This window comes from Pseudoxanthobacter sp., assembly GCF_036822375.1.
In the GTDB taxonomy this organism is placed as follows: domain Bacteria; phylum Pseudomonadota; class Alphaproteobacteria; order Rhizobiales; family Segnochrobactraceae; genus Pseudoxanthobacter.
On the sequence record NZ_DAISHT010000090.1, the window covers coordinates 1 to 13,518 of the forward strand.

Sequence of the window (13,518 nt, forward strand, 5' to 3'; positions counted from 1 at the left end):
CCGGATCGCCTTCCACGAACAGCACCTCGGTGGCCGCGATCGGCCGCGCGGCGGCGCTGAAGGCCACCAGACGCAGTGCCTCGTCGGAAAAGCCCTCCAGCAGCGACACGCGGCGCAGGGCGGTAATGTCGGATGCAAGGCTCATTCAGCCCCTCCCTGCTGCCGGCCCCGGCCGGCGACAGCCGGCGCAGGTCCATCCCGGGCCGGCGACAGCCGGCTCAGGTCCGTTTCCGGCCGGCGGCCCGCCGGCTTAAGCCTGTCTCAGGCCGGCGGCCCGCCGGCTCAGGTCCATCTCAGGCCGGCGACAGCCGGCTCAGGCCAGTTCCCGGCCGGCCCGCGGCAGCAGCTTGTAGCCGCCGCCTTCGGTCACCAGCAGTTCCGCGACCGAAGGATCGCGCTCGATCTTCTGGCGCAGGCGATAGATGTGCGTCTCCAGCGTGTGCGTGGTAACGCCGGAATTGTAGCCCCACACCTCGTGCAGCAGCACGTCGCGGCCCACCGCCTTCTCGCCGGCCCGGTAGAGGAACTTCAGGATCGCGGTTTCCTTCTCCGTCAGCCGCACCTTGGCGCCGCGCTCGTCCGTCATCATCTTGGCAGCGGGGCGGAAGGTGAAGCGGCCGATGGAGAACGTGGCATCTTCGCTCTGTTCGAACTGGCGCAGATGGGCGCGGATGCGCGCCAGCAGCACCGCGAACTTCACCGGCTTGGTCACGTAGTCGTTGGCACCGGATTCCAGACCGAGGATGGTGTCGGCCTCGCCGTCCTGCGCCGTGACGACCAGAATGGGTGCGCGAAAGCCCTCGCGGCGCAGCATGCGCACGGCCTCGCGGCCGTCGATGTCGGGCAGACCCACATCCATCAGCACCAGATCGACAGCGGTCGTACGGGTCAGTTCAATGGCATCGGAAGCGGTTTCGGCCTGCAGGACGACGAACTCGTCGGTCAGTGTCAGCTGCTCGGCCAGGAGCTGGCGCAGGTCCGGGTCATCGTCGACGATCAGGATCGTGCGGGTCGTCATGTTGCGGGCATTCCCTATCGCCTGGCAAATCCCCGGCGACGGAACGGCCGGGGTCTTCTGACCAGCCGCCGGCTCTCATCGACCTGAAGCCCCGGACCTGAAGCCCTGAGACTTGCGCGGACGGCGGACCCGCTGCAGGAATGGCACTGGCCGGCCGCCGGCAGCAGGAGGGAGGCCGGCGCGGCACAGCGCCGGTGACAGGAGACCCGGGGACCGGGAAACACGGCGGTGGCTCTTGCCAAAGAACCAGTTTTCCGGGTCTGGTTCAACTGCTTCGCATCGTCACCTGTGCCGCACTGCCCGCAGGAGTTGCCCGGGCCCCGCGCCCTGCTGCGCCCGCCGCCGGCGGCGGGCCGGCCGGCGCCACAAGGATTGCCATGGCTGTCATTCCCGTGCCGGGCCTTTGCCGCCCGGCGATGCTGAAATCCCGCCCGCGCCGGGCCGCCGCCGTCCTCACTGTCCGGGCTGCCCCGCGGCGCGGCGGCACCGGTCCGCACCGCGGCATTCTCAGCTTTTCCGGCAGCACCTGGGGCTGCGCGCTGGGTCGCAGCGGCATCACGGCGCGCAAGCGCGAGGGCGACGGGGCCACGCCGCGGGCCGCGATGCCGCTGCTTGCGCTGCTGTGGCGCGCCGACCGCATCGGCCGGCCGGCGACCCTTCTGCCCGCCCGCCCGGCACGGCCCGGCGACGGCTGGTGCGACGCGCCCCAATCGGGTCTTTACAACCGTTTCGTGCATCTTCCCGTCGCCTTCTCGCACGAAAACGTGATGCGCGACGACGGGCTTTATGACATCGTCGGCATTCCGGACTGGAACATCACACGCCGGGGGCGGGGGCTCGGCAGTGCCATCTTCCTGCACTGCGCCCATGGCGACCCGCGACAGGCGGGCGGCCTGCAGCCGACGGCCGGCTGCGTGGCGCTGCCGCGCGCGGTGCTGCAGCGCCTCATCGCCCGCCTGCCGGCCCGCGCGGTGCTGCGTGTGCTGTGAAACCGCGCTCCGCGCCGGACCTGCCGGCCCGGGGCGGCTGACATAAGGCGTCCTGAATTCAAGTCCCCTGAATTCAGCGCCCGCGCCCGGCCGCTTCTGCCCCACTGCTGCCGAACTCGGTGCCTATTGGCGGAAGGCGCGGCCGGCCCTGGCGGGAGCCGGACGCACCCCCGCCGCCGGTCCGGCATCCGCCTGAAATCATCCGCCTGAAATCATGGGAGCCCTGCGCCCGAGCGATGCTGCGCCACCTGTTCTCCTCCGCGGCCGGTCCGCGGCGATCCGGCCGCATGGTCCTGCCGTTTCTGGCCGCAGCCGGTCTGCTGGCGAGCGGCAGCCCCGTGCCGGCGCAATATGGCACGCCCGCGCCCGGCTACGGGCAGCAGCCGCCGCCCAACCTTGCCGGCGTGCCGGTCTATGAGGACAGCGCCTCCTATCCGCAGCCGGAATCCCAGCCCGTCGCCCCGCCACCGGGGTCCGGCTGGGGCGTGGAAGGCGGCTACAACCCCACTCCCGCCGAGGTGATGGCCCCGGACCGCGGCCCGGTGAACGCCCAGATCGCCGGCATGATGGAATATACCGCCCCCGATCAGGTGCTGTCGGTGCGCATTCCCTCCGGCTCGGCCATGACGGTGCGGGCCGGCGCCATCCAGAGCGACGGCTGCCGCGGCTTCACCTACAATTACAACGGCCTCGACGGACGCTCGCTGACGGTGAGCGGGCGGCGCTGCCGCACCCCGGCCGGCGACTGGGTCGGTGCGCAGCCCGACCGGGTGCTGAGCGGGGCTGCCGCCGCACGCGCCCCCGCGCAGGCGGCACCGGCCGCCACCCTCGCCCCCGGCACCATGCCGCAGCCCGTGCCGCGCACCGCCATGCCCGCCGGCCGCCCGGCCGATGCCGGCCCGGCAACGGCCGCCGCCGCGGCGCCTTCGGCAACCCTTGCGCCGCCGGCCGCCGCAAAGGCCCCCGCCGCCGCGCCGGTAACGGCCGGAGCTGCGGCGGCGCCGCGCGTGGTGCTTGCCAGCCCGTCTGCCCCGCTGCCGCCGGAAGAGGATGCCCGCACCGCCACCGCCGAAGCCGCGGCCGGCGACAGCGCGGTGGTGGGGCTGCTGACGCGGCTCGGCTATCTGGCCGATGCCCGCTCGCCCGACCGTGAAACCGTGGCCGCCGCCATCGCCGAGTTCGAGAAAGACGAGGGCGTCGCCAGCCCGCTCACCACCGATGCCCTGCGCACCCGCCTGACCGCGGCGGCCGGACGCACGAGCGGCCTGCCGCGCTGCGCCGCCCCGTCGGCGACACCGGGCAGCCGCTACGGCGTCTGCGTTGGCGGGAACTGACCGGCAGCGGGCAGTTCCACCAGCACCACCAGCCCGCCCGCCGGCGCCGGCGTGAAGACCAGCCGGCCGCCATAGGCCTCGACCAGATCGCGCACGATCGCCAGCCCGAAGCCGGTGCCGCCCACGCTCTCATCCAGCCGCCGGCCGCGGGCGATGTCGGGCGTGTCCCAGTCCGGCGGCAGGCCCGGGCCGTCGTCGGCCACTTCCAGAATGGCGCGGCGCCCGTCCGGCACCAGCCGCACCGCCACGCGCGCGGCGGCCCACTTGCGGGCATTGTCGATGAGGTTGCCGGCGATTTCCATGAAGTCGGTCTCGTCCACCGCCAGCGCCAGCGCCGGCGGCGCCGCAAGGGTGATCTCCAGCCGCCGCCCGGTGCTGAGGCGACGCATGGTCTCCACCAGCCGGCGGGTGGAGCGGGCGGCATCGACGCTGACATTCATCTGCGCGGCGGCAAGGCCGGCGCGGGCCTGTGCCAGCGCCCGGCGGACATGAGCCTCCATGCGCCCCACCTCGTCGCGCACCTGCCGGGCATGCTCGTCGTCGCCCGCGGCCTCCAGATCGCGCGCCACCGCCTCCAGCACCGCAAGCGGCGTCTTGAGGCCGTGGGCCAGATCGCCGGCCCGGCTGCGAGCGGCGACGAGCTGGCCGTCGCGGGCGGTGATCAGGGCGTTGAGGTCGTCCACCAGCGGCTGCACCTCGCTCGGGAAGGCCCCCTCGATGAGCTGCGCCGAGCGGTCGCGCACCTTCATCAGCGCAAGGCGCAGATCGTCGAGAGGGCGCAGGCCCACGCGCAGGAACAGCCACACCGCAGCAATGAGGGCGAGTGTCAGCACCGCCAGCGACGGCGCCATGGCATAGAAGAACGCCCGCCGCGCATCGGCATAGGCCGCCCAGTCCAGCGCCACCAGCACGCGCACGGTCTCGTCGCCGTCGGGCGTGGACAGCACCACCGAGCGCTGCATGGCGACGAGCCGGGTGTCGTTGGGGCCGACGAGATGGGCGCCCGGCGGCTCGCCGTCCTGCGGCAGCCACGGCAGCGTCTGGTCCCACAGCGACTGCGAGCGGAGCTCCACCTTGCTGCCGCGGCCGATCTGCCAGTAGAAGCCGCCATAGGGCAGAGCGAAGCGCGGGTCGCGCGGCTCGTCCATCACCTGCAACTGGTCGCCCGCCCCGACATCGACATCCGCCACCAGCGCGCGGAACTGCTCGCGCACGGTGGCCATCGCCTCGTCGTGGATGGTGTGGGCGGACAGCACCTGCAGGCCGATGCCCGCCATGCCCAGCGCCGCGGCAATGGCGAGCGTGGCCCCGATCAGCAGACGGATGCGCAGGGAGCGGAGACGGCGGCGGGCCTTCATGGCCATCAGTCCGCAAGGCCGGCCGGGATCAGGTAGCCCTGCCCGCGACGGGTCTCGATCACCGGGCCGGAAAGCTTGCGGCGCAGGCGCGCGACGATGACCTCGACGGCATTGGAATCGCGCTCCAGATCTTCCTCGTAGATGTGCTGGGCGATCTCGCTCTGCGACACCACCCGGCCGGGCTGGTGCATGAGATAGGCCAGCAGGCGGTATTCCAGCGCCGTCACCGGCACCGGGTGGCCGCGATAGGCGACCGCCATGTTGCGGGTGTCGATTTCCAGCGGCCCGTTGACCAGCACCGGCGAGGCGAAGCCGGCCGAGCGGCGCACCAGCGCCCGCACGCGCGCCAGCAGTTCCTCGATGCGGAACGGCTTGGTCAGATAATCGTCGGCCCCGGCATCGATGCCGTCCACCTTCTCGCGCCACTCGTCGCGGGCGGTCAGAATCAGCACCGGCATGGTGCGCCCGGCCGCCCGCCAGCGCTTCAGCACCGTCAGCCCGTCGATCTTCGGCAGGCCGAGATCGAGAATGACGAGATCGAAATCCTCGCTGTCGCCGCGATACCAGCCGTCCTCGCCCTCGCTGGCAGTGGAGACGACATAGTTCGCCGCCTCCAGCGCGCGCCGCAGGTCGGCCAGAATGCGGGGCTCGTCCTCCACGATCAGCACGCGCACGACGTCACTTCCTCTCCAGAACCGCCAGCGTGCGCCCGTCGATGACCAGATCGCGACGGTGGCCGCCGGTATCCAGAATGCGCACCTCATAAACCCAGTGCGCGCCGCCGGCCGCCGCCGGGCCGGCCGGTGCAGCGGCCGTTGCCGGTGCGGCCGGGTGGCCGGTGCCGTTGCGGCGATGCAGCCGGATACGCAGGATTTCGCCCGGAATCTCGCGCCGCGCAACCGTCAGAACGTCCTTCAGCGGCCGCACCTCGCCATGCTGGACGAGCTGGCGCACCTGATCGCGTGAATGACCGTGACCGGGATGGGCGGGGTTGCGGGTGGTGTGGGCGGCCCCGGCGGCGGCCCGCGGCCCGCCGGGCTGCGGCGTGCCGCTTCCGGGCGGCAGCGGCAGCGCGGTGCCGTCCGGGCCGGCGGCCGTGGCGGTCGCGGTATCGCCGGCGGGGACCGGCGGCAGCAGCCCGGTGCTCATCTCCTCCGCCACCAGCGGGCCGCCGAGCGCCAGCGCCAGCAGCGGCCCCGCCAGCACCATGCCCGCGGCCTGCCGCGGCCGGCCCCAGCGCCGGCCGGCCGGCAGAACCGCCTGCGGGTTCTCGACCGTGCTCACTTTCCCGTCCCCCGCACCGCCCGTGCCGGCGCCACGGCGGCGCGGGGTCGGGCGGCTGATTCTCTCTGCCCCGGCAGCATAGCGGCGCCCGCCTTGCAGAACGCTGACAGCGCCTGCCAGAGAGCCGCAATGGCGGCTGCCGTAAAAGACGACCCCGAAGCAGATCGTGCCGGCTGCGCCGCCCGTCCCGGGTGGCTTTCCGGCCCGGCCGCCGGCCACGGTCTGCGCCTTGATCCGGGTAATGCCATGAACCACTCCGCTGTCTCCTCCGTCCTCGCCGCCGCCAGACCGGCACCGGCCGCCGTGCTGCGCGGCCCCGTGCGCCCCGATCTGGTGCGGGACGAAGTGCTGGGCGAACTCTTCGCCGCCACCGTCGGAGAAGCCGGCGCGCGTACCGCCTATATCGAGGGCGGCCGGCGCTGGCGCTATGACGAGGTGGATGCGGCCGCCGAAACGATCGCCCGCGGCCTCGTTGCCCGCAATATCGGCCCGGGCGATGTCGTCGGCCTGTGGTTCGCCCGCGGCGTACCGCTGCTGATCGCCCAGATCGCCGTCACCCGCGCCGGCGCCGCCTGGCTGCCGTTCGACGGCGAGGCCCCGGTGGAGCGCATCGAGACCTGCCTTGAGGATGCCGGCGCGAAGGCGATCCTTGCCGGCGACGTGCTGGCGAAGGCGCTGGCCGGCAGCGCCTTTCCGGTGCTCACCGCCGGGGCGCTGGCCGCGGCGGGCGGCGATGTGCCGGCGGGCCGGCTGCCAGCGCGCGCGCCGGGCCTCACCCCCGACCATCCCGCCTACCTGATCTATACCTCCGGCTCCACGGGCAGGCCGAAGGGCATCGTCATCAGCCACCGCAACATCTGCCACTTCCTGCGCGCCGCGCGTGAGACCTATGGCGTGAATGCGGACGATATCGTCTTTCAGGGCGCCTCGGCGGCGTTCGACCTCTCCATGGAAGAAATCTGGCTGCCCTATCTGGCCGGTGCGGCGCTGTTCGTCGCCGGTCCGCAGATGATGGCCGATATCGACCGTCTGCCGGCGCTGCTGCGCGACAACGGCATTACCGTGCTCGACACCGTGCCGACGCTGATTTCGCTGCTGGCGGAAGACGTGCCGTCGCTGCGCATCATCATTCTCGGCGGCGAGGCCTGCCCGCCGGCGATCGCCGCACGCTGGTGCCGCCCGGGCCGCCGGCTGTTCAATTCCTACGGCCCGACGGAGGCCACCGTCGTCGCCACCGTCGCCGAGGTGCAGCCCGGCGTGCCGGTCACCATCGGCCGGCCGATCCCGAACTACACCTGCCGCGTCGTGGACGAGGCGATGAACGCGCTGCCGGCCGGCGTGGAAGGCGAACTCGTCATCGGCGGTCCCGGCGTGGCGGCCGGTTATCTCGCCCGCCCCGATCTGACCGCGCAGAAGTTCGTCGCCAATCCCTTTGCCGATGCCGCGCCGGGCGAACCGGTGCTCTACCGCACCGGCGATGCGGTCAGCATCGACGAAAACGGCGCAATCGCGTTCCACGGCCGCATCGACGATCAGGTGAAGATCCGCGGCTTCCGCGTGGAGCTGGGCGAGATCGAAGCCCGGCTGGCCGGCGAGCCGGGCGTTGCCCGCGCCGCCGTGGTGCTGCGCAACGACGACGGCCTCGACCGGCTCGTCGGCTTCCTCGTGGCGGCGCCGGGCACCACGCCGGACGCGGCCGCCCTGCGCACCGCGCTGGCGCGCACGCTGCCGGCCTATATGGTGCCCGCCCATCTGGAAATCGTGCCCGCGCTGCCGGTGCTCTCCTCCGGCAAGGTGGACCGCAAGGCCCTGAAGACCGCCACCCTCACCCTTGCCGCCCCGGTTGCCGCCGACGAGCCGGCAACGGCCACCGAGGCAAAGCTGCTGGCGGCGGCGCAGACGGTGTTTCCGGGGGCCGCGATCCCCATGGAGGCCGACTTCTTCCTCGATCTCGGCGGCCATTCCCTGCTGGCGGCGCGCTTCGTTTCCGCCGTGCGCGCCACCCCGGCACTGGCCGGGCTGACGCTGCAGGATGTCTACCGCGACCGCACGCTGCGGGCGATGGCGGCCGGCCTCGATGCCGCGCGCGCCGCCGCCGGCACCGGCGACGAGGCGCCCGACCTGTCCTTCACGCCGCCGCCGCTGCGCCGCCGCCTGCTGTGCGGGCTGGCGCAGGCGGCCACCCTGCCGGTGCTGTTCGCCCTTATGACGGCGCAGTGGCTCGGCGTGTTCGTCAGCTACATGCTGCTGACAAACGACGACGCCCCGTTCCTGACCGAGGCGCTGACGCTGACCGGCGTCTATATCGCCATCAACCTGCTGACCGTCGCCATTGCGCTGGCCGGCAAGTGGCTGATCATCGGCCGCACCCGGCCGGGCCGCTATCCGCTGTGGGGCGCCTATTATTATCGCTGGTGGGTGGTGCAGCGGCTGCTGAGCCTCGTCCACATCAAATGGTTCCAGGGCACGCCGGTGATGCGGGCCTGGATCCGGGCGCTCGGCGGCAAGGTCGGCCGCGATGCCCTGATCTACGAATACGAGTGCGGCGCCGTCGATCTCGTCACCATCGGTCACGATGCCTCCATCGGCGGCCATGGCGGCTTCGCCAACGCGCAGGTCATCGGCAACGAACTCGTCATCGGCACGCTGGAAATCGGCGCCGACGCCTATATCGGCTCCTCGGTGGTGCTCGGGCCGGATGTGGTCGTCGGCGAGGGCGCGGAGCTGGCGGACCTGACCGCCGTGCCGGCCGGCACCCGCATCGCCCCCTACGAGACATGGGACGGCTCGCCCGCCCGCTGCACCGGCAAGGTCGACCGCACGGCCCTGCCCGCCCACGCGCAGGCCGGCAGGGCGCAGCGCGCCGCCAACCTCGCCGTCTACCTGATGGCGATCCTCATGGTGCCGCCCCTCAGCCTCGTGCCGCTGATCCCGGCCTTCTATGTGTTCGACCGCCTCGACAGCGTCATCGAGCGCTCGACCGCCATCGACTATCACTGGTTCCTGCCGGCCATCGCATGGCCCACCACCCTCAGCCTGATCGCCCTCACCGTCGCGCTCATCGTGGTGCTGCGCTGGGTGCTGCTGCCGCGGGTGTCGGAAGGCGTCTATTCGGTTCACTCCGGCTTCTATGTCCGCAAGTGGCTGGTGGCGCTGGCCAGCGAGGTGACGCTCGATACCCTGAGCTCGCTCTATGCCACCGTCTACATGCGCGGCTGGTATCGCCTGATGGGGGCGAAGATCGGCAAGGGCTCGGAGATCTCCACCTCGCTTTCCGGGCGCTACGACCTCGTCGATATCGGCGACAACTGCTTCATCGCCGACGAGGTGCTGCTGGGCGAGGAAGACATCCGCCGCGGCTGGATGACGCTGAAGCCCGTCCACACCGGCGACCGCGTGTTCGTCGGCAACAGCGCCGTGGTCACGCCCGGCGCCACCCTTCCCGAGGGGATGCTGATCGGCATCAAGTCCAAGCCGCCGGTCGGCGATGCGATGCAGCCCGGCGAGACGTGGTTCGGCAGCCCCGCCATCCGCCTGCCGGTGCGCCAGCACTTCGACGGCGGTGCCGCGCGCACCTTCACCCCCTCGCTCGGCCGGCAGATCGGCCGGGCGGCCTTCGAGGCGGTGTTCAACCTCTCGGTCCCGACCGTGTCGTTCATCACCTTCGGCACGATCGCCATGGAACTGCTGGCGCCCAGTGTCGAGGCCGGCAACTACATGGTCGCGGTGCCGCTGTTCGTCGGCCTCGGCGTGGCCATGTCGGTGACGATGGCGCTGATCGTGGTGGCCCTGAAATGGCTGATGATGGGCACCTACCGGCCGCAGGAGAACCCGATGTGGTCGTGGTGGGCGCTGCGCACCGAGGCCATCGCGGTGATGTATTCCGGCATGGCCGCCCGCATGCTGCTCGACCTGCTGCGCGGCACGCCGATGCTCGCCTGGTCCATGCGGCTGTTCGGCGCGAAGATCGGCAAGGGCTGCTACATCGACATGACCGACATCACCGAGTTCGACTGCATCGAGGTCGGGGATTTCGTGGCCATCAACAACTACTCGGCCCTGCAGACCCACCTCTATGAGGACCGCGTGATGAAGGTCGGCCGCGTGCGCGTCGGCAACGGCGTGACCATCGAGGCCGGCTCCACGGTGCTCTATGACACCCACGTCGGCGACTTTGCCCGCCTTGGCCCGCTGACGGTGGTGATGAAGGGCGAATCGATCCCGGCGAACACCGCCTGGGTCGGCGCGCCGGCGGTGCCGCAGGCGCAGGCCGCCGGCCTTGCCGAAAAGGCCGCCGCCGCAGTGCGCCATGTGCCGGCCGCCCGCCCGGCGCTGGTCGTCGCCGCCGGCCACGGCGAGGCGGCGGCCCCGCGCCCCGCCCTGCCGAACGCCGCCTGACGGACGCCATGTTCCGCCTGCCCCTCATCCCCGCACCCCGGCAGCCGGCGGCAACGCCGGCTGCTGCCGCTGCGGGGGCTGCGGCCGTGCTGGTGGCCCTGCTGCCGGTCACGGCCCTGACGGAGGCCCACGAAGCCGCTTTTCTGGCCGTTCTCGACGCAGACGAAAAGGTCGCCGCCGGCCGCCGCCGCCTGGCCGGCGACCGGCAGCGCTACATCGCCAGCCACGCCCTCTGCCGGGCCATGCTGGCGGCCGCCACCGGCCGGCCGGCCGCCAGCCTGCGCTTTGCCGCAGAGCCCGGGGGCCGCCCGCAGCTGGCGGGCCGGCCGCCCGACGGGCTGCAGTTCAGCCTGTCGCGCACCGGCGGGCTGGTGGCCTGTGCCGTCTCCCGCGGGCCGGTCGGGCTCGATATCGAGGCGATGCTGGCGCAGAATGCCGATCCGGCACTGGCCGCCGCGCTTTTCCACCCCGACGAGCGCGCCCGCCTGACCGGGCTCACCGGCGCAGCCTATCGCAACGTCTTCTTCCGCATCTGGACGCTGAAGGAAGCCGTGCTGAAGGGGCTCGGCACCGGCCTTGCGCAGCCGCCGGAAAGCTTTGCCATGGCGCCCGGCGAACACCCGGCGCTCCTCACCCCGCTTCCCGGTCCGGCATGGCAGTTCGCGACGCGCTTTCCGCAGCCGGACGTGTGCCTTTCGCTGGCCTTTGCCGGCGGGCCGGTGGCGTGGTGCCGGCCATCGCCCGAAGCCCTCGTCCGCGCCCTTCAGGCCGGCGGCAGCAGGGTGTTTTCGGAAAGCTGAAGCCAGTCCGGCCGGTCGTCGTACATCTCGCGGACGAGCTGCTTGATCTCCTCGATGCGGCCGCTGTGGTCGTTGGCGCGATAGCTCATGATGATCGGCGAGACCGCGCGCGGATCGTCGACATGGCGATAGCCGACATCGAAGGTGCGCAGCCGCTGCGCCGAGGCCGGCACCAGCGCCACGCCCACATCGGCCGCCACCAGCCCCATCGCCGTCTGCAGCTCGCGCACCTCCTGAATGGCGCGCGGCCGCACGTTGCGGTCGGCCAGCAGCGACAGCACCTCATCGGCAAAACTCGGCCGCGGCTCGCTCGGATAGAGGATCAGCGTCTCGGCGGCCAGCTTCTCCAGCGCCAGCGGCCCGGTGCCGGAGGCTTCCGGGTGGCCGGCCGGCAGCGCGGCCACCAGCCGCTCCTTGCGCAGCACGATGCGCACCACCGCCGGATCGTTGAACCGCACCCGGCCGAAGCCGAGGTCGATGCGCCCCTCCTTCAGCGCCGCAAGCTGCTGCACCGACATCATCTCCCGGAACTCGATGTCGAGGTCCGGCCAGCGCCGGCGCATGCGGCGGGCCAGATCGGGCGTGCCGCCATAGAGCGTGGAAGCCACGCAGCCGATGACGAAGCGCTCGCGGTTTGAAGTGCCGATGCGGCGGGTGGCGGCGCAGGTCTGCTCCAGCCGGCCGAGAAGCTGCAGCGTCTGTTCATAAAAGAAGCGCCCGGCCTCGGTGAGGCGGATCGGACGCTCCGAGCGGTCGATGAGCTGCACGCCCAGTTCGTCTTCCAGTTGCTGGACCTGACGGCTCAGCGGCGGCTGGGCGATGTGCAGGCTTTCGGCGGCGCGGCAGAAATTCCGCTCGCGCGCCACAGCCGCGAAATAGCGCAGCTGGCGCAGTTCCATCCGTTCCTCCCATACCTTCCCGGTATCGTTTCAGACCGCATCGGTTTTGGATTTCTTTTCGTGCGGCACCTAAGAAGGGTTCCAGGACCATACAGGCGAAAGTCCCGAAAAACACGTAAAACACGAACACGCCGGAAATTTTCGACATTACAGACCGTCCCGCGCGGCCCGGAGCCGCCACGGCCGGGCTGTGTCCGAAATCCGGCGGCGGGCCCGGAACGGCCTGCATGAAGGAGGAAGCCCATGCCCAGCAGTGCCACCCCGACCAGCGCCACCTCCGCAGAAACCTTCCTGAACGGATGGGAGAAGGCCGTCATCGCCCGTCTTGAGGCCTCGGTGGAGGAAGACGCGGCCACCGGCCACTATCGCTGCCGGCGCGATATCTTCACCGACCCGGAGCTGTTCGAGCTGGAGATGGAACACATCTGGGAGGGGAACTGGATTTACCTCGCCCACGAGAGCCAGATCCCGGAGAAGAATGACTATTTCACGACCTTTATCGGCCGCCAGCCGATCGTCATCGCCCGCGACCGCACCGGCACCCTCGGGGCCTTCATCAATGCCTGCTCGCACCGCGGCGCCATGCTGTGCCGCCACAAGCGCGGTAATCGTTCCACCTATACCTGCCCGTTCCACGGCTGGACGTTCTCCAACACCGGCCGCCTGCTGAAAGCCAAAGACCCGGACGGCGCCGGCTATCCGGAGAGCTTCAGCAAGGAGGGCTCCCACGATCTGACGAAGGTCGCGCGTTTCGAGAACTATCGCGGCTTCCTGTTCGGCAGCCTCAACCCCGACGTGCCGCCGCTGAAGGACTATCTCGGCGAGGCCGCGCGCATCATCGACATGATCGTGGATCAGTCGCCGGAGGGGCTGGAGGTGCTGCGCGGCTCTTCCACCTATGTGTACGACGGCAACTGGAAGGTGCAGACTGAAAACGGGGCCGACGGCTATCACGTCACCTCGGTGCACTGGAACTATGCCGCCACCACCAACGCCCGCAAGGCGGCGGCCGCCGCCGCTGCCGGTATCGACCCGGTGCGCGCCATGGATGCCGGCTCGTGGGCCAAGCAGGGCGGCGGCTTCTATTCCTTCGAGAACGGGCACCTGCTGCTGTGGACGCGCTGGGCCAACCCGGAAGACCGCCCGCTGGCCGAGCGCCGCGCCGAGCTTGAGGCCGCCTATGGCGAGGCGATGGCCGACTGGATGATCAGCCGCTCGCGCAATCTGTGCCTCTATCCCAACGTCTACCTGATGGATCAGTTCTCCTCGCAGATCCGCGTCTACCGCCCGCTGTCGGTCGACCGCACCGAGGTGACGATCTACTGCATCGCCCCCAAAGGCGAGAGCGCGGAGGCCCGCGCCCGCCGCATCCGCCAGTACGAAGATTTCTTCAACGCCTCCGGCATGGCGACGCCGGACGATCTGGAGGAATTCCGCT

At 71.2% G+C, this 13,518-nt stretch carries 10 protein-coding genes; 5 read left to right on the forward strand and 5 right to left on the reverse strand.

Features of this window, described 5'->3' with window-relative positions; all coding sequences use genetic code 11:
• Nucleotides 1-313 precede the first annotated feature (313 nt).
• Nucleotides 314-1,018, reverse strand: coding sequence for a response regulator transcription factor (locus tag V7067_RS10175; protein ID WP_334175786.1), 705 nt, complete (start codon nt 1,016-1,018; stop codon nt 314-316).
• Nucleotides 1,019-1,395: 377 nt separating this feature from the next.
• On the opposite strand from V7067_RS10175, the gene V7067_RS10180 reads away from it, so the two are divergent.
• Together V7067_RS10180 and V7067_RS10185 are read left to right on the forward strand one after the other, a co-directional pair.
• A complete protein-coding gene (locus V7067_RS10180; protein WP_334175787.1) occupies nt 1,396-2,007 on the forward strand; it encodes a L,D-transpeptidase family protein in 612 nt (203 codons plus the stop codon).
• A 287-nt stretch (nt 2,008-2,294) separates the two neighbouring features.
• A complete protein-coding gene (locus tag V7067_RS10185) occupies nt 2,295-3,341 on the forward strand; it encodes a hypothetical protein (RefSeq protein WP_334175788.1) in 1,047 nt (348 codons plus the stop codon).
• On the opposite strand, the gene V7067_RS10190 is transcribed toward V7067_RS10185, so the two are convergent.
• From V7067_RS10190 to V7067_RS10200, 3 genes are read right to left on the reverse strand one after another with little or no spacing between them, the layout of a single operon-like run.
• A complete protein-coding gene (locus V7067_RS10190) occupies nt 3,314-4,699 on the reverse strand; it encodes a HAMP domain-containing sensor histidine kinase (RefSeq protein ID WP_334175789.1) in 1,386 nt (461 codons plus the stop codon). The genes V7067_RS10185 and V7067_RS10190 overlap by 28 nt on opposite strands.
• A gap of 5 nt (nt 4,700-4,704) precedes the next feature.
• On the reverse strand, nt 4,705-5,373 hold the full coding sequence (locus V7067_RS10195; RefSeq protein WP_334175790.1) for a response regulator transcription factor: 669 nt from the start codon (nt 5,371-5,373) through the stop codon (nt 4,705-4,707).
• Nucleotides 5,374-5,377: 4 nt separating this feature from the next.
• Complete coding sequence (locus V7067_RS10200) at nt 5,378-5,983, reverse strand: hypothetical protein (protein ID WP_334175791.1); 606 nt, start codon at nt 5,981-5,983, stop codon at nt 5,378-5,380.
• Nucleotides 5,984-6,229: 246 nt separating this feature from the next.
• Here V7067_RS10200 and V7067_RS10205 point away from each other — a divergent pair, with 246 nt between their 5' ends.
• Nucleotides 6,230-10,381, forward strand: a complete 4,152-nt coding sequence (locus tag V7067_RS10205) for a Pls/PosA family non-ribosomal peptide synthetase (protein WP_334175792.1) — start codon at nt 6,230-6,232, stop codon at nt 10,379-10,381.
• Nucleotides 10,382-10,389: 8 nt separating this feature from the next.
• Nucleotides 10,390-11,181 carry a 4'-phosphopantetheinyl transferase superfamily protein gene (locus V7067_RS10210; protein ID WP_334175793.1) on the forward strand — a complete coding sequence of 264 codons (792 nt, stop codon included), beginning with the start codon at nt 10,390-10,392 and terminating at the stop codon, nt 11,179-11,181.
• On the opposite strand, the gene V7067_RS10215 is transcribed toward V7067_RS10210, so the two are convergent.
• Nucleotides 11,145-12,080: a LysR family transcriptional regulator gene (locus tag V7067_RS10215; RefSeq protein ID WP_334175794.1), complete on the reverse strand. Its 936-nt coding sequence runs from the start codon at nt 12,078-12,080 to the stop codon at nt 11,145-11,147. The genes V7067_RS10210 and V7067_RS10215 overlap by 37 nt on opposite strands.
• A 243-nt stretch (nt 12,081-12,323) precedes the next feature.
• On the opposite strand from V7067_RS10215, the gene V7067_RS10220 reads away from it, so the two are divergent.
• Nucleotides 12,324-13,518: Rieske 2Fe-2S domain-containing protein (locus tag V7067_RS10220; protein ID WP_334175795.1), on the forward strand; the 1,195-nt coding region annotated here is incomplete at its 3' end.